Origin of the sequence: Fusibacter sp. A1 (genome assembly GCF_004125825.1) — a bacterium.
In the GTDB taxonomy this organism is placed as follows: Bacteria; Bacillota; Clostridia; order Peptostreptococcales; family Acidaminobacteraceae; genus QQWI01.
The window spans coordinates 199,411-215,095 of record NZ_QQWI01000003.1; the positions used below are offsets into that span (position 1 = coordinate 199,411).

Consider the following 15,685-nt stretch of genomic DNA (forward strand, 5'->3'; position numbering starts at 1 on the left):
AGCTCCTCCTCGAATTCCTATCATTTAATCATAAAACAATCAATCAACTATCATAACCCGGTTTAAATCGGGCTAAGTTCTCAGTAAGGTTTTAAGAGGTTTATTACTCTCTAAAACCACACTGAGCGTACGTATTGCAAAGCTCTAATTACTAACTTAAGTAGCATGATTCACCCATCCACATTTCAATCTGCAAACCACTTGAGACGTTTCACTTTCTGAGGGCACCGAGACACGTTTTGAGTGAATACTGAAAACGGTTTTAAGGGCGGGTAGACATAAAGCCTACCCCTACAAGGACATAAAACTCTTTGTTTGTCGTAGGGGTAGGCTTTATGTCTACCCGCTTTACTATTTACCAAATGAAAATACGGAAAAGAGGGCTGGAACAAAGCGCAGCGACTACGCGAGGTTTTGATTTTGGTTTAGTGTAAAGAATTTTCTGATAATTCAATTGTAATAAAAAAACACCCTTTCAGGTGTTAAAGAATGTTAATATAGTCATTTGATGTATGTAGTTTTGGTAACTTTTAGGTGTTCTGGGCTAATCCTATATTTTTTGGCTTTAGAATCAGTAGCATCAGGAACACATAATCGTCACACATTCGGGGTATACACTAAACCTAAGGAAGGTGAGCTTATGATGATATTTGGATGGTTGATTCTTGGCGGGGTGATTTATTACGCCAATATCAAAACGCAGAGCAAGCCGAGGAAGGACAAATCGGTGATGGAACTTCTCGATTATAGGTATGCCAAGGGCGAAATGGATGAGGATACGTATTTGAGGATGAAACGTAATATTGAAGAAGATGGTGAGTGGTAAATAGCGAAAAAGGGAAGACATGACATCTTCCCTTTTTATGAATTTTTGCTTAATGATACTTGGTTTTCATCAAGTGATTGTTTTGTATCTAGTTGCTTTTCCTTGCCCTAGTTTTATGATTAATCGCTGCTCGTATAGACTGTTTAGCAGTGATGTCGCTTTTGTTTTTCCTACATTCAAGTAAGCTTCTATTTGTAGGCGGCTAACTCCAGGATTTGTTTGAACGAACGCCAGAAGCTTTTCCTCCTCTGGTTTTAGTGATGCTATATGATAAATCGATGACTCTTCTTTGCTTGTTAAATTGCCATGAATCACAAACGGCAGTACCACTTTAACTGAATTGTCCATTGCAATTAAATCCGGTTTTGAGTGCGAATCCATATAAGCCCCTTTGATTCTTCTGATACCTGTACCCATTTTTTCGATATAGCCTAATCGATAGAACAAGTCTGCTAGAATTCTATTTCTTTGATTGGAAAAAACCCCTGATACAAACTCACTTTCAGAAATACCTGTTGGCAATGATCCAATAGATACAATTTCGATGCGATTAGTAAAGAACTCTATACGATTGTTACCGACTCTATTGTAATTTCTGTGAATGATTGCATTTGCCAGCGCTTCTCTAAAAGCGATTAAAGGTACGTCTTCGTAACTTTCTCTTCTTTCTTTTTTGATGATGTCCCTTTTATTGATGTGCTTATGATAAAAACGCATAGCCTGATGATAGTGTTCTAGGATCGAAACACCTTTAAGTTGGACACGGTCAACGATTTCTTGAAGTGAATCATCTTTGTAGCAAATTAGATCTAGTCCGATTGTAAGCACACTGTTTTTATCGGCCATCAGTGCTGCAGCATTGGTATAGTAGTCATGATGAATCAAATTAAATGATTTTAGAACATTGTCGTCCAAGTTCGATAACATGACCGCCTCTTGAAGTTCTTGTTCTAGCAACCTAAAAGTAAGGTTCTTATCAGGATAGGGCAGTTCTTCAAATGATTTATTCTTTCCTGCTAAAATGAGTTCCTCGTAAGTCAATTTATCTACTTCAACAGAAGATGTGTCTCGTCTTTGATAAGCCTTCTTTTCATACGTATAGGGTGTATGTTCACCTTTATGAACAGTAATGTTTATAAGTTCGACATTCTCAATTGCGATTGTTCTTATCTCATAGTAGGGTCTTGGTTTAATTGCATCGTTGATTGCGTTTTCGATGGTTAGTCTCAGCGACTCGACTTGCTGCACACCAATAAGAGCACCACTATTTGATACACCAATAAGGATTGTTCCAGTATGATAATTCGCAAATGCGGATACTGTTTTTAGTAGTGTTTTACTATACTTTTCTTTTATTTCAAAGTACTTATTTTCACCTTCAGCGATCTGGACTATTAGGGAACTCATCTGCAATTCCGCCCTTCTTTCGACCTTGTTCGAATACAAATACGACCTTACGACTTTTTTCTTAGCATATCATTTGAAATACGCGACGTCAACTAATCCGAATAGGCGATTAATAATAAATACGACCTTTTACGACCGCGGTCTTAAGATCGTAAATTTGAATGAATCTAAACAGTCAAAACGCGTAAGTCACCATTTAAACAATGTAAATGATGACTTACGCGTTTTACTTTTTAGTGCGATTTTATAGATAAACCCGTTGGTTCAATCGTTTTTACAAAGAGCTGTTTGACTAATTTAAATGAGAGCACAGGGGCTGTTACCCTAGCCATTTTAGAGACGTACACCGTCACACCGTCAACATCGAACTCATTATAAAGGTCGGTATTCTTTGGTGCCTTATACGTAAGCTGCGTCGATTCGATGGTATCGCAACACCCGCCACCCGTGATCAAGATATCCAGCCTCAATATATTGACGTTCTTTTTACTTAAATGGTCCACTACTTCTTCTGCCAGTTTTACACGATAGCTTTGTGCCATGTTTTATCACCTCTTACTCAGAATATGCCTTATGGCGCTATCTTGCAAGGTGTCTGACAAATTGTCCGATTAGATCTTACCCACAGCTTCGGGATGCCCCTTTGCCGACAAGGCTTCTATCTCAAGCACCAACACGGCAGTACGCTTGGTTGCCTTATCAAGGTCTTCCTGCGCCATTCGTTCAGTGACCTTGTAGTGTTCAAGCATGGCAATCAGAAGGTCGCGTCTTTCCTGGATGTCTTCAACTAGGCTTACCTTGCCAAATGCCATGGCACTCGCATAATTGGTCGTAAGGTTTGGCAGATCCACATCACTAGCATGTACCACTGTGAAACAGGCTTTGTTTTGGTGCTTTATAGCATCTATCTTTTGCCCAAGGAGCGCGCCGTGCATGATGAGCTTGTTTTCCTTAAAGCCGTAATTGATAGGTACCCCGTAAGGTGTTCCGTCTGGCAGCACCAGCGATAAGATTCCATAGTTGTTCTTCTTCAATATGGTCGTCGCTTGTTCTTGTGTCAGCTGTCTATCGTGCCTTCGCATGTTTTTCATCGTGGCTCCTCCGTTTTCTTTTCCCCATTATATCGCCTGATCACTGGAGTTGTAAACAGCTTCTCGCTACATGACACTCCTAAAAATATTGAGCATTGGTGAATAGAGCGCAATCGCATTATTGTAGACTACCGCTATGATTAGCGCACTGACAAGTGCCGTTGGCCAAGGGCCTATGGACGTCTTTGCAATTTCGAGCAGTCTCGCAACAAGTCCACCTACTACGACGCAGGCGATAAAGAGTAGGACTAGCGCGACCGGGCTACTCATCCAGGCAGGCATTAATGGTAAGTCGCCTGCCTTTGACACGATATTTGTCATAAACAGTCCGAACAATGCACTTATAAAAATGAGGTAATAGAGAACCAATTTGGATTTACGGTTTTTACCTTCATCCTTTTTATCAAGCTTATTTAACAGCGCCATGAGTGCTGCGCCAAGTATCAGTATTGGAACAATTGTAATCATGCTGGACATCACCGAACTGATGACAACGACATAGGCGCTTGTCGCGTAGGTATCCTTCGTAGTTTCCTTGATCAAAAATTCTTCACGTGTTGATGTCAATTTCAGCACTTTGCCTTCCGACTCTATCGATATCCACATCAGATCCTCATAGCCGTCTTTTTCGAATAGCATCGGTTTATTGGGGAGTGTCTTTTCACGTGTCATACGCTTACTCCAGTCAATATCGGCCTCTACATCCCACCCAAAATAGTCGAGGCCTGTACCCGTTGGAACCGGCATGATCATTGAGGAGTCATTCATAAGTTGTCCACCAGTTATTAACCACCATTCATCCTTAATGCCTTTGACGCTTGTCTGATGGTCGTCTATACCAAGCACCGAGTAAGTGATGCGTTGTTTTTGACCTACTTTATCTTTTGCCATAAAGAGCGCCGTGTAAGAGCCATCCCTTTCTACAAAATCAACTACAGCCTGCAACTGCCTTTTTTCGGGATTCTCGATCACTGTTTCATGAACATCGCCATCTGCTAACGAGTAAGTCAAATGCTTATTTGTGAACGATCCATCACCTAGTGTGTAGACGATCGCTATTTCATCTTCAGATTCAACCGCTCTCAAATCAGTCACCTTCTCAGCAGGTGTGCGGTAGACTTCTTGACCTTCATGTAGGACGATAAGCTCTGATTCAGTGCTCATGACAAGTGATCGTCCATCAGCTGTAAAACGCTTGATTTCCTCGCCCATCACCTTTTCACCTTTAACCGATGCCTTTTTCACATCTATCAGCAGTTGAGTGACTGTTTCACTCCCGTACAAGTAAAGTTCCAATGTGTCCTTTTGCAAGGATCCGACTTCAAAGTTCCAAACACTTTTGACAGCATGAGCCACACTGCTGGAGCTTGTCACTTCACCTTCTGGACTGATTGACTTTAAATCGATCGCTCCGTTTGCAAGATAAACCGCTAAGTAACCCTCTTCAGCGGGCAGCACTTCAAGCGGTGTGAATGGTTTAAGGCTTTTATCAGGATAGGTCGTGACCTCTCGTGAGTATCCCCAACTACTAGATGGCGGACTGTTCAAAAATCGTGTGACATGAACAATTGGATAAGCAAACAAGGATAATAAGATAATGACTGCCAGTATTCTTTTCATGTGGATCCCCCTATGTCTCTCTTTTAATAGATTTTATAATGCAACTATAGCAAAATCTGCAAACATTGCAGCAATTTTGGAATGAAACTGACTCATTGAGCATGAAAGTGTAGTTTTTTTGAGGTTCAATTAAGCCATTGTTACTCGATAAGTGAACATAATGCTTCATTTTGCATGCAATCGACAGTGTAACCTATGTTACAGATAATCGTTATCAATTCTGGGTATAATGACACCATAGAAAACAACTTGAAAGGAGAATTAATGATGAAAGATCAAGATAAGAAGATGTTCAAAGAAGAAATAGGTTGGGTTCCACCAGGCGTAAAGCTAGCAGAACACTTTGGCGAAGCCTTTCAGAACAGACTTGCGGACTACCACCACGAAATATGGGGCGAGTCTGATATCCCCTTAAAGTACAGGTACCTCATGGCCCTTGCAACCGCCATCGCAACAGGACACGAAAAACGAAGCGTACTCGAATTAAGAAAAGCGATCAACGCAGGAGCGACCAAAGCCGAAGTGATCGACACCCTAAAGCAACAAGTCTGGATGTTCGGGTCACCCACATTGGTATCGATCGCTCCGCTATTTGAAATGATTGAGAAGAGTTATGAGTAATAAAGGGTAGTTATTTGGGAGGGTAGACATAAAGTCTACCCGTGTTTAACATTTACCAATCGCCTCAAAAACCTACCGACCTTCATAAAAGTTCTCAGTGTGGTTTTCAGAGAGTTTTTGTCTCTTTGAAACCACACTGAGAACTTTTTATGCCTTTATTTGCCTATTATAATCTACTTGAATTTTATAGCTGTAGATAATGTAGATGGTGATTAGTACTGGTAGTGCGTACATGAAGATCGCTCTTAGTAGTGCGAATGGTGTTTCAAAAAGGAATGCGGACCAGAAGCTACTGCCTGTTTTGTCCCAAATTCCCGGTGTCAAGTATAATTCGCTAGGATGTAGCAGTGTCGAGATCGAAAACCAACTTTGAGTAAGTAGAACACTAAAGTTGACTAGAAGTACTGCCATGGACTGTCTTAATTGACTCCGCATCCTTTTTACCCTTGCTGCTTGTGAGGCTTCATCTGAAAAGATGTCTTCCTCGGCATTTGGATTCTCATGAATAAAATACTGAGCTCCAGAGCGCCTGCTGCCTGCGATATGCTTCCATCCAAAATCCTCGAATAGACTTACATACGCTTCAAAGTCCTCTTTTTTAGAAAAAACCCGATAGTCCATTTTAAGAGTTTCAATTTGAGTATCTTGCTTTTTAAAGGTATAACCGAATCCGATCTTATCGATCAGCCATCCGCTTTTTGCCATTTCATTGATCCATGCTTCTTCTTTCAAATTGTTGATAAAGAGTTTATATACTTTCATTAGGTTTTCCTCCTAAATTTTCTTCTGAAACCTGTAGCATATGTTTCATCCGATCCATATCGAGTGAGAGTATCTCTGATCCAAGACTTGTCCGCTTATACACTTTCCTTCGTTTGTCCTCGCTTGGTGCGGGTTCGATAAACTTTAACTTCAATAGATTTTCAACTGCTCCATAAAGGGTACCAGCTGCCATTCGCACGTCACCCTTGGATAATTCCTCCACCCGCTGCATGATCAGATAGCCATGCATCGGTTCTTTCAGTGCCAACAGAATATAAAAAACGGTCTCTGTCAGTGGTAGGTTTTTATTTCGCTTCATTTGAACCTCCTATTACTTAGTTCAACTATGTCGTTCAACTGTATAGTTGTAGTACATATAGTTCTACTGTATATGTCAACTGTATATTTTGTTTTTTTTGCGGTTAGTGATGGTTGGCGATAAGAAATAGTGCTTGATTGTTGGATTTGAGATAGATGACGAAAGTAATAAATACTTGATGGGAGAGTAGACATAAAGCCTACCCGTACAGGTAATGGAGCATAGCCGTACAGGGCAAAATCTCTATGCATTTCACCTTACTCTTCTGTTGTAGGGGTAGGCTTCATGTCTACCCGTGTTTAGCTTGAAGGACAAATACCTTTATAAAGGGCAAGCGTGAGGCGAATACTATTTAAATCAAAAACCGCGTAGATATAAAGCTTCTCTTGCGGGGATCACAAGGGTGCTTTATCTCTACCCGGTTTATTAGGGGTGCTGGCATAAGGCCAGCGGTTTCTGCTTATTCAGTTATTAAGATGCCTTTTCACTGTTAAGTGAGACTGTGCTTGATTTTTTCGCTACGCTTAGGTGCTTTCTATCGTAGTTGTTATAGATTGCAAATGCAGCGACTGTGAAGAACACAGGACCTGCGATACTCCAGATTGTCGATGAAAGGTTGCCTTCCATCGCTGGCTGGATGATGGTGAAGAAGTTTGCAAAACCTACGACTACCGCCACCACAGCACCGAAGATCACACCGCTGTTTACTGTCTTGAACACGACAAATGGCTTGTGGATGTCTTGCTTCTTTTTAAATCCGATGAATGCGATAGCGATAAACACATATGGTAGCGTCATTGCAACGTTGGTCATCAGTACCAGCTTATTGAAGAACTCCTTAGCCGAGTCGCCGCCGAAAGATACAAGAAGCATCATCACGATAACGATCGCACCTTGAATCCACATTGCGTTTTTAGGGATTCCGTCTTTGACTTCACCCATTTTACCAGGCCATAGCTCTTTTGGAGTTCCTTCGATCATTTGTTTGAGCGGTGCGTAAGTCAGTGTGAAGAACGCGCCAGTTAGGGCAAGCAGCATTGAGATGCCGACGTATCTGCCCATCCAGTTGCCCATCGAAACCGCTACCGCTTCAGATACGCCAAAGGTATGACCCATCTGGTAGCCTAAGTTGTTCATGATCAGGTAGGTTACATTACCCATTGTCACATTGTCAGCCATCAACACATCTGTAAAGTTGGTGAACATGCCTACAAAGAAGATACCAAGCGCGTAGCCGACCGAAATCACTACTGCAGAGATCGCGATTCCCTTAGGGAACGTCTTTTCAGGATTTTCAGTCTTGTCTACAAGTCCGCCTGCTACTTCTGTTCCACCGAAAGCGAAGATCGCATAAACGAGGAAGCCTAGTACGGCGAAGATGTTTTGGAACCCGCCGTTAGGCGATCCGATAAAGTCGCTTGCAGATGTGATAGGTTGAGCGAGTGTGAACCCGTTACCTACAAACACCACCAACGCTCCGACGATCAACACAACATTAAGCAGTGCGACTGCAACCCCACCTACCGAAGTGATCTTTTTGATCATGCCGATACCGTTGGTCGAGATATAAGTGACTACTGCGATCCACGCCACACCCAATAGTCCCAGTGTTTGAGTCGACGATAGTCCAAACAGCGACCAGCCCGATGTCAAGTCCGTACCGAATACCGCTGTAGACATAACGATCCAGACCGCGGAACCGACGTTTACCATCCAGATGATATAAGACGCATACCACATGAATGTTCCGATAAATGCGAACTTAGGCGAAATGGAACGTGACATCCACGAATAGATACCGCCCTTTTCATCCTTGAACGCCGCACCGAACTCGGCCATCATAAATGCGAAAGGCACAAAGAAAGTGATTGCTGCAAAAACATACCAAGGAATAGCAGCATAACCCATTAAGTAAAACGAACGTGGCATGTTGGCAAAACCAAATACCGATGTGAAGATCATAAGTACAAGTGATACCAGCGTTAATTTGCCGGCATTATTTTTTGTTGACATATTCTGTCCTCCTAGATGTATAAATTCGATTTCATTATGGCACCTAAAGGGCTATATCTCAACGGTTTTGACGATTGAAGAAAAATTCTGATTGTCGAACATTTCAAAAAAAATCATAACTGTAACAGTTGTCATTTGTGTGTAACAAGTTTCAAAACATAGCAGTTTCAAATGGTATACATAAATACAGTTATGTGAAAAACACATTATCAGAAAACGTTTTCACAAGGTAGGTACTTCATTTGATACAAATTTGTCAAACGGATTACACCGGCTTAACAGATATATCGTTGGTATATTTGAGGGATGGAGAGGTTTTTCTTGAAAACCACACGGAGACATGTTTTGTATAAATGCAAAACTAAGTTTTAAGAGAGGGTAGGCATAAAGCCTACCCGTACAAGACAAAACCTCTATGATTTTTAAAGCAAATTCGTTTAGGGGGATGGCACAAGGCGCAGAGACTACGCGAGTTTTTTCTATGTGGTGTAGGCTTTGATTTGTTGCCAGCGGCCTTTTTTGAAGTATAGGCTGATGATTAGGGCTTCTATGACTACGGATAGGCTGATTGCGAGCCAGATGCCGCTTATGCCCATGGGGGTTTTATAGGCCAGTATGTAGGCTAGTGGCAGTTTGAGCGCGACATTTGCGACCATGCTTGCGACCATGGGTTCTCTTGTGGCTCCTGCGCCTTTGAAGATGCCTCCGAAGATCATCGGGAAGATGACAAAAATCACTCCAGGGTATACCCACCTCAGGTAGGTGACTCCGTTTAAGATGATACCGGGATCGTTTCTGAAAAACCTGAAGATGCCTTCTGCAAGCAGTAGGTAGGGGATGGCAAAGAGCAGCATGTTGATGCCTGCAACTAAAAACGATTCTTTCATCAGCCTCTTCACCGCATCGGCGTCGCCTTTTCCAAGGGATTGCCCTGTCATGATGCTGATCGACATGGATAAGCCCACAAGGATGATGAAGGTGTAGTTGAACAGCTGTCCGCCTATTCCAAACGCGGCTGTTGCCGGTGGTCCACCGATATTGAGCACCATTCTGAACATCATCATGCCTGTGATGGGTCTTGCGACGGCTTGAAGCAGATCCCATGATCCTATTTTGAAGATATCGTAAAGCGCCTTTACCTTAAAGGTGGCACTGGTTAAAAATTCGCTGATTTTTCCGCCGTATAGCCGCTTGATAATGATCGAGTAAATGACGATGCAGGCGATCAGATTGGCGATGACCGTTGCAAGAGCGGCGCCCATGATCCCCATATCAAAGGTGAAGATCAAGAGCGGGTCAAGTACCATGTTGAGTACATTGGCACCCCCAAAGACAATCAACGGTGTCATGGTATCTCCAAGAGCCTGAACGATACTTCTGCCGTTCGAGCTGACAAAGAAGACCACATATCCCCCAAAAAGCACATTCAGATACGCGCTGATCAGGTTGAGCGTGACAGGGTTCGGATTGTATAAGAAAGTGATGATGCCGGTCTGATAGGTTTTAAGCACAAGTCCCAGTCCTAGTCCTAAAATGACCGACAGGATGCTGGTAAGGCTGCCGAAGGCCTTGATCGTTTGCGTGTCCTCAGCGCCTTTGGCCCTAGCGATGATCGCCATCGTCGCCGATGTGACAAGCACCGTGATTGAGATCATCGTCCAAAACGCAGATCCACCAAGGGATGCTGCGGCGGCTTCTTCTGTTCCTAGTTTTGCTACAAAGTATAAGTCGACCATTGAAAACAATGACTGCATCAGCATGCCGATCATGATCGGCGTCGACAGTTTAAAAAGCTTGATAAAGTCCGATTTGAAAAAACGTTTCATGGTTACCCCTTTAAACGGTCGATGTCGCCGCAGCGTTCGATGCCTGCATATTCCGATGTGCCCTTGTAAACGAGCTCGCTGTCTTTGTATACCTCAAGACTGACAAGACCGTTGAGGTCTTCTTTCATTTTTCTAGTCATGTTTCCTAGGCTCGGTGCGACAAGGTCGATCGGCGTCCGCTGCTGGGCGGTGATGACGATATGGTATTTCCCTTTTGCGACTGCTAGGATGATCTTGTCGTCGTCCTCTTCAAGTGAGTAATGCGAATTCCTATAGGTTCCCAGACCGATTCGAGTCTCTCCCAGCCATACATAACCCAGGTGGCCGTTGAAGGCCTTGCCTATCCAGGGAATGTTCGCAACAGAAAACATCAGATGCACATTTTCCTCTTCAAAAGCACCGGCTTCCAACCATATCCATTCACGTGGAAAGCTCTTGCCCCAATCCTTTTCGAGATACAGCTTCGCATTTTCGAGCTTGTGGGTTTCGCCTTCTATGGTGACTGTGCCCTCTACAGAACTCGTGATAAGGTGCACGCCGTGGTAGCATTCCATAAAGGGCGCAAACCTGAAGGGACCCATGATTCCAGGGTGTGTGATGCTCACAGGGTAGCTGACATGGTTTGAGATAGATACGTCGATGTCATAGGGAATCTTGTCATCGGCATGCAGGTCGATATGCCTGTCAGTCAGCGTGTGCTTGCCTATCTGCAAGACCAGGGACTGCTGTGAAAAGTCGAGCTCTTCCAGAGTGTATCTAGCATATCCGCTGGTTCCTGTGATGCTGTCCGCATACTGGATAAAACCGTGCGGATCGCCGTCTATGGCGACCCCGGCAATCAGGCAAAGGCTTAGTCCGATCGACGGATCGACCAGTTTATAATACCAACCTTCAAAGTAGGTCGTCTTTTTAAAGTTTCCTTGGAACACATGTGGTTTATATAGTTTCATCTTGCCCTCCAACGCTATGTCACGAGCGGTACGTTAACTTCATTGTAACAAAAAACACGCCTAAGTAGACGTGTTTTCTTCACACACTTCAGATCTCGATGACCACCAGCTCGTGTAGGGCTCTGGTCATTGCGACGTATTTCATCTTGTGGTGCAGTTCTGTCGGATTTTCATGCTTTAAGTCGATCAGGATGACCGCATCGAACTCAAGCCCCTTCGCTTCATAGATGGGCATGATCGAATAACCGCCCTCATAATGCTTTGTCTGGTCGTCGATCAGGTGGATGCTTTGACCTATCGCCTCTTCGATAACCGGCTTCAGCTCGTTTGCCCACTTGCTATCGGGGGTTAGGATCGCCACTGAGTGTGCCGTTTTGAAACGGTTCGCATAAGCGATGACCTGTTCTTTAACGTCCTCTTTGGTGGACCCTTTAATATAGACGGGTTCGCTGCCTTCCCGGATGACCGGTTTTGGATACACAGGCACGTGTTCGAGCTGGTCCAGACACGTATTCGCAGCACTCACGATTTGCTTTGTCGACCGGTAGCAGGTCACGATCTCGTCATAGGTCCTTTTGTGCTTTGGAGCCATTGGCGCGATGTCCGACCACTTGTCGATTCCGCGGTAGCTTCTTATGCCCTGGTTCAGGTCGCCTACGATGGTGAAGATGTTCGCCCGGTTCAGCTTTTTAAGTATGTGGTACTGGAAGATGTTGAAGTCCTGTGCCTCGTCCACCACGATGTGCGCATAGTGCTGCTCGTCGTTTAGTCCTAAAAGTTGCTCGTGCATATACAGGTACTGACCTATCACGACTTCGTTCACCTGTTTTTTCTTACTATTGATCAACAGTTCCGATTCGACAGTGCCGTAGTCCGCAACCGCCTTAGCAAAGAGGTCGATCACCGTTCTTGGTTTGAGCATGGCTTTCGCGTTTTTAATTTTTTCAGTCAGCTTAGCCTTGTCGCTGGCCATTTTGGCGTTATAGGTGTCAAAGGTTTCCCTTCGCTCGATTGCCTCCTCTTCAAAGGATTTGACCGATTTTAACAGTTTGTCCTTGTGATAGGATTCATATCTTGCCCATCTTTCCTTTAGCGCCTTGTCGAGCATGGCAGTCACTTTGGGAAGACGTTTATAGACAGGCAGGTATTTGTAATCCTGTAGGTAGACCTTCTTGTAGTCATCGGGATTCAGTTTGAAGGTCGTCGCGACCGCTTCGATGACGAGTTCAAAATGAGCTTCCTCCTGTTTGACCATGCTGTCGAGATGGGACCGGAAGGCTTCTGATTTCAGGCTAGAAATCGCCTGCATATGCTGGTGTCCGTTCTGGCTTTCAAAGAAATCCTCGATAAAGCGGTCCGGTATGATGCCGACCTTGTCCTGCAGCAGCAGGGCAAGCTGGTTGAAGGTCTTCTGTTCGATATGATGTACTCCAAGATCCGGCAGCACATCGGACACATAATCAAGGAAGAGCTGGTTGGGCATGATCATGAGTATCTGCTCAGGCTTTAGCGTATCCTGATGGTTGTATAAGAGGTAGGCCATCCTATGCAGCACGATGGTCGTCTTACCGGACCCCGCAACCCCTTGCACCACCACAAACTTGTCTTTTGGGTGCCTGATGATCGCGTTCTGCTCGCTCTGGATGGTCGACACGATGTCTGTTAGCCTGTTGTCCTTCGATTTGCCCAGTTCAAGGTTTAAAAACTCGTCCACAGGAGCGATGTTCTTGTCAAAGACGTTCACAAGCTCGCTGTCTTCAATCTGATACTGCCTTTTAAGCGGCATGTCTCCAAACACCACACCCTCAGGTGCTGTGAACATCACTTCTCCCAGTTCGCCCCCGTAATAAAGGGATGCCACAGGAGCGCGCCAGTCCACGATAAAGGGCTGACCGGTTTCTTCGTTCATAATGCCGACTTTTCCGATGTAATAGGGATTTGTCGTTTTTTCGTCGTCGCGTTTAAAGTCGACCCTACCGAAGTAAGGCTTCTCCTTTGCGCGGATCAGGTTGTCGTAGTACTCAGAAATACCGCGGTGTACGTTCATTGCCACCTGCAACTCGTCGTCATAACCGCTGCTCTGTTTCTGGAGCTTTTCGACTCTGGTTTGGCTCTTTTCTTTGTCACTCTCGGTTTCGGCTGTCGCTGCGGCCAAATGCTTTTTCGTGTGATCTAAATGCGCCACTTCAAGTCTGAATTCTGGATGCATAGTACCCTCCTTATTTGTCAACTTTCAACAAGGTATATATTGTACCAAACCGTCCCCATAAATCAAGGCAATAAGAAACTTGTAACTGTTCTGTTACAAACCGATAAAATTAGGCTGGCGAACACGCCTTTTTTGTAGTACGCTGAAAAAAAGAAACCAATGGAGGATAACCTATGAAATCGATTGTATTAGCAGGTGGTTGTTTTTGGGGGCTTGAAGCCTACCTAAAAAAATATGAAGGAATCATAAGCACAGAAGTGGGTTATGCGAACGGAATCATCGAAAACCCGACTTACGAACAGGTAAAGACAAGCGGCACAGGACACGCCGAAGTGGTCAAAGTCACCTTTAACCCCGCTGTCATAAGCCTTGCAGAGGTACTCATGCGCTTTTGGATCGTTGTCGACCCGACCGTCGAAAACAGACAGGGACCCGATATCGGACACCAGTACAGGACGGGCATCTATTATATAGACAAGGGCGACCTCGAAGTCATCGAGCAGTCCCTTGAAGAAGAACAGAAAAAATACGAGCGTAAGATAGTAACCGAAGTCGAACCGCTAGGGCTTTATTACACTGCGGAAGACTACCACCAGAATTATCTTGAGAAGAATCCAAACGGCTACTGCCATATCGATTTAAGCTTGTATTAGGATACAAAAGTAAAACCTCCGTTTTTAAGCGGAGGTTTTTTCGTTTATAGGGCGGGTAGGCTTTATGTCTACCCTACTCTTTCAACCTCAACACTTTCTTTCACTCCCATCGACTTGCTCTTAAACATCAAGAAGCTCCCGGTAAGCGCGAAGGTGATGACGACCATCCACATGGCAGTCAGTCCAAAAGCCGTGCTGACTAAGCCTGCCAGCGCCGGACCGACTACAAAACCTGTCCTTCTGGCAACCGGCGCTAAGGCTGACACCCTTCCCCTATGTGAAGGTGGTGCGTTTTCAGCGATGTACACGTCCATGTTTGTCGCTCCAAGAATTTCTCCTACAGTCCAGATGACGGTCGCCGCTACAAATAGAGGAACCGAACCGATAAAGGCATACATGCCAAATCCGATGGCGTATAGAAGACCGTTCAGGGCTATGATCGTACTTACTTTCAAAGGCTTAACAAGTATGCTGACAAATGGCGTCAGCACCATACAGAGCACACCATTGATCGATGCCAGCACTCCGTAGACTTCTGGTCCCTTAATCTCTCCAAATACATTTTTTGCAGTGATGGGAACTCCAAAGCTAAACTGCGAGAAGGCTACAAAGTAGAGCATGATTACCCCTACTACGATTATGATGTTCGGATTCTTAATCAGGAGTGCGATCGTCGATAGTTCCTTTTGAGTCTGTTTTGATTTTTCTTCTTTTGGAACATCATTTCCAGGAATCAGCACAGCAATCATAAGTACTGAAACAAACGACGACAAGGCATCACCGATAAAGAGTAGGTTTAAGTGGTTCTCGTACAATAAGACGGCGATCAGCGGACCAATGGAAAATCCGACGTTGATTGCGATATAGTTCAGCGAGAACGCCGACTTGCGTTCCTCGGGTTTGGTGTTTGCCATGATAAGCGTCGACCCTGTAGGCGCTTGAATACCAGTGAAGAAAGATGCCAAAGTCAAAAGTGGAATTACTGCCAGACTCGCGCCAAGCGGCACGCAAAGAAGGTACATCAGACCGTGCAGGCCATGAAAAATGACACGGGTGTTTCTACTGCCGAACTTATCGATAATCCGACCGCCGATCAGTGTGCCGATAATGCTTGCTATGGAGTTGATCGCTACCACAAAGCCAATGGTCGCATTACTCAGTCCCATTTTGGATGACAGAATAAGTGCCAAGAACGGACCTACAAAACCACCCATACGATTGATGATCGTAGACCCCAAGATCACATACGCCCGCCAAGGAAGACTAAAATAGTCCTTTAAATCCTGTTTTAGTTTCATCTTAATACCCCCAGTTTTATCTATGTAATAGCATACAGCTTACCACTATGGGAAGGTCAAGTCAAATTTTAACACTTTCCCTTTTAGAGG

The 15,685-nt window shown here is 44.3% G+C and carries 14 protein-coding genes; 3 read left to right on the top strand and 11 right to left on the bottom strand.

Annotation, left to right across the window (positions count from 1 at the left end):
* The first annotated feature begins 640 nt into the window (after positions 1-640).
* Complete coding sequence (locus tag DWB64_RS04965; RefSeq protein ID WP_129487093.1) at positions 641-826, top strand: hypothetical protein; 186 nt, start codon at positions 641-643, stop codon at positions 824-826.
* Positions 827-895: 69 nt separating this feature from the next.
* Here DWB64_RS04965 and DWB64_RS04970 read toward each other — a convergent pair whose 3' ends face one another.
* The 4 genes from DWB64_RS04970 to DWB64_RS04985 form a co-directional block, all read right to left on the bottom strand.
* Positions 896-2,233: an RNA-binding domain-containing protein gene (locus DWB64_RS04970; protein ID WP_129487094.1), complete on the bottom strand. Its 1,338-nt coding sequence runs from the start codon at positions 2,231-2,233 to the stop codon at positions 896-898.
* Positions 2,234-2,466: 233 nt separating this feature from the next.
* Complete coding sequence (locus DWB64_RS04975; RefSeq protein ID WP_129487095.1) at positions 2,467-2,775, bottom strand: hypothetical protein; 309 nt, start codon at positions 2,773-2,775, stop codon at positions 2,467-2,469.
* Positions 2,776-2,844: 69 nt separating this feature from the next.
* Positions 2,845-3,324 carry a pyridoxamine 5'-phosphate oxidase family protein gene (locus DWB64_RS04980; RefSeq protein ID WP_129487096.1) on the bottom strand — a complete coding sequence of 160 codons (480 nt, stop codon included), beginning with the start codon at positions 3,322-3,324 and terminating at the stop codon, positions 2,845-2,847.
* 66 nt (positions 3,325-3,390) lie between these two features.
* Positions 3,391-4,944 (bottom strand): hypothetical protein, encoded by a 1,554-nt coding sequence (locus tag DWB64_RS04985; protein WP_129487097.1) that lies wholly within the window; start codon positions 4,942-4,944, stop codon positions 3,391-3,393.
* A 264-nt stretch (positions 4,945-5,208) separates the two neighbouring features.
* On the opposite strand from DWB64_RS04985, the gene DWB64_RS04990 reads away from it, so the two are divergent.
* Positions 5,209-5,565: a carboxymuconolactone decarboxylase family protein gene (locus tag DWB64_RS04990; protein WP_164980239.1), complete on the top strand. Its 357-nt coding sequence runs from the start codon at positions 5,209-5,211 to the stop codon at positions 5,563-5,565.
* A gap of 147 nt (positions 5,566-5,712) precedes the next feature.
* Here DWB64_RS04990 and DWB64_RS04995 read toward each other — a convergent pair whose 3' ends face one another.
* From DWB64_RS04995 to DWB64_RS05020, 6 genes are all read right to left on the bottom strand, one after another.
* Positions 5,713-6,327, bottom strand: a complete 615-nt coding sequence (locus DWB64_RS04995; RefSeq protein WP_129487099.1) for a DUF2812 domain-containing protein — start codon at positions 6,325-6,327, stop codon at positions 5,713-5,715.
* On the bottom strand, positions 6,314-6,646 hold the full coding sequence (locus DWB64_RS05000; protein ID WP_129487100.1) for a PadR family transcriptional regulator: 333 nt from the start codon (positions 6,644-6,646) through the stop codon (positions 6,314-6,316). Before DWB64_RS05000 ends, DWB64_RS04995 begins: the two co-directional genes overlap by 14 nt.
* A 471-nt stretch (positions 6,647-7,117) precedes the next feature.
* Positions 7,118-8,659, bottom strand: a complete 1,542-nt coding sequence (gene yjeM / locus DWB64_RS05005; RefSeq protein ID WP_129487101.1) for a glutamate/gamma-aminobutyrate family transporter YjeM — start codon at positions 8,657-8,659, stop codon at positions 7,118-7,120.
* A 479-nt stretch (positions 8,660-9,138) separates the two neighbouring features.
* Complete coding sequence (locus DWB64_RS05010) at positions 9,139-10,485, bottom strand: MATE family efflux transporter (protein ID WP_129487102.1); 1,347 nt, start codon at positions 10,483-10,485, stop codon at positions 9,139-9,141.
* Between the two features lie 2 nt (positions 10,486-10,487).
* Complete coding sequence (locus tag DWB64_RS05015) at positions 10,488-11,435, bottom strand: tocopherol cyclase family protein (RefSeq protein ID WP_129487103.1); 948 nt, start codon at positions 11,433-11,435, stop codon at positions 10,488-10,490.
* Between the two features lie 88 nt (positions 11,436-11,523).
* Positions 11,524-13,644 (bottom strand): UvrD-helicase domain-containing protein, encoded by a 2,121-nt coding sequence (locus tag DWB64_RS05020; RefSeq protein WP_129487104.1) that lies wholly within the window; start codon positions 13,642-13,644, stop codon positions 11,524-11,526.
* A 173-nt stretch (positions 13,645-13,817) separates the two neighbouring features.
* On the opposite strand from DWB64_RS05020, the gene msrA reads away from it, so the two are divergent.
* Entirely contained in the window at positions 13,818-14,297 is a 480-nt protein-coding gene (gene msrA, locus DWB64_RS05025) for a peptide-methionine (S)-S-oxide reductase MsrA (protein ID WP_129487105.1), read from the top strand.
* A 68-nt stretch (positions 14,298-14,365) separates the two neighbouring features.
* On the opposite strand, the gene DWB64_RS05030 is transcribed toward msrA, so the two are convergent.
* Positions 14,366-15,595, bottom strand: a complete 1,230-nt coding sequence (locus tag DWB64_RS05030; protein WP_129487106.1) for an MFS transporter — start codon at positions 15,593-15,595, stop codon at positions 14,366-14,368.
* Positions 15,596-15,685 lie beyond the last annotated feature (90 nt).

What these genes read in the sequence shown, in the direction of transcription:
- DWB64_RS04965 (WP_129487093.1), top strand. Translation starts at nt 641, where the DNA reads ATGATGATATTTGGATGGTTGATTCTTGGCGGGGTGATTTATTACGCC.
- DWB64_RS04970 (WP_129487094.1), bottom strand. Translation starts at nt 2,233, where the DNA reads ATGAGTTCCCTAATAGTCCAGATCGCTGAAGGTGAAAATAAGTACTTT.
- DWB64_RS04975 (WP_129487095.1), bottom strand. Translation starts at nt 2,775, where the DNA reads ATGGCACAAAGCTATCGTGTAAAACTGGCAGAAGAAGTAGTGGACCAT.
- DWB64_RS04980 (WP_129487096.1), bottom strand. Translation starts at nt 3,324, where the DNA reads ATGAAAAACATGCGAAGGCACGATAGACAGCTGACACAAGAACAAGCG.
- DWB64_RS04985 (WP_129487097.1), bottom strand. Translation starts at nt 4,944, where the DNA reads ATGAAAAGAATACTGGCAGTCATTATCTTATTATCCTTGTTTGCTTAT.
- DWB64_RS04990 (WP_164980239.1), top strand. Translation starts at nt 5,209, where the DNA reads ATGATGAAAGATCAAGATAAGAAGATGTTCAAAGAAGAAATAGGTTGG.
- DWB64_RS04995 (WP_129487099.1), bottom strand. Translation starts at nt 6,327, where the DNA reads ATGAAAGTATATAAACTCTTTATCAACAATTTGAAAGAAGAAGCATGG.
- DWB64_RS05000 (WP_129487100.1), bottom strand. Translation starts at nt 6,646, where the DNA reads ATGAAGCGAAATAAAAACCTACCACTGACAGAGACCGTTTTTTATATT.
- yjeM (WP_129487101.1), bottom strand. Translation starts at nt 8,659, where the DNA reads ATGTCAACAAAAAATAATGCCGGCAAATTAACGCTGGTATCACTTGTA.
- DWB64_RS05010 (WP_129487102.1), bottom strand. Translation starts at nt 10,485, where the DNA reads ATGAAACGTTTTTTCAAATCGGACTTTATCAAGCTTTTTAAACTGTCG.
- DWB64_RS05015 (WP_129487103.1), bottom strand. Translation starts at nt 11,435, where the DNA reads ATGAAACTATATAAACCACATGTGTTCCAAGGAAACTTTAAAAAGACG.
- DWB64_RS05020 (WP_129487104.1), bottom strand. Translation starts at nt 13,644, where the DNA reads ATGCATCCAGAATTCAGACTTGAAGTGGCGCATTTAGATCACACGAAA.
- msrA (WP_129487105.1), top strand. Translation starts at nt 13,818, where the DNA reads ATGAAATCGATTGTATTAGCAGGTGGTTGTTTTTGGGGGCTTGAAGCC.
- DWB64_RS05030 (WP_129487106.1), bottom strand. Translation starts at nt 15,595, where the DNA reads ATGAAACTAAAACAGGATTTAAAGGACTATTTTAGTCTTCCTTGGCGG.